1 pseudogene is annotated in these 358 nt (G+C 45.8%); it reads left to right on the top strand.

The window, feature by feature from the left end:
* Positions 1-77: 77 nt before the first annotated feature.
* Positions 78-358, top strand: a pseudogene (locus AAC147_RS04265) (IS110 family transposase); the annotation flags it as partial.

Here is a 358-nt window from a genome sequence, read left to right as displayed (position 1 = left end):
CACTAATGAGATGGCCGCCCTCACCCTGTTAGCGATATATTGACAGCGTGTGATTTATTTTTTAAGAGGCTACCATCATGAACACTATCGCACTGATTGGCATCGATCTCGGCAAACATTCCTTTCATATCCATTGTCAGGATCAATCGGGGAAAGCCTTACTGCGTAAAAAATTCACCCGAACTAAATTGATGGAATTCTTAGCTGACTGCTTTCCGGCAACGGTGGTGATGGAAGCCTGTGCTGGCGCACATTTCATGGCAAGGCGGATCGCTGATTTGGGGCATGAGGCCAAGCTGATTTCACCGCAGTTTGTGCGTCCCTTCGTTAAAAGTAACAAGAATGATTTTATTGATGC

This window comes from Xenorhabdus sp. NBAII XenSa04 (assembly GCF_963866145.1).
Lineage (GTDB): Bacteria > Pseudomonadota > Gammaproteobacteria > Enterobacterales > Enterobacteriaceae > Xenorhabdus > Xenorhabdus indica.
This window is presented reverse-complemented; position numbering and strand designations above follow the sequence as displayed.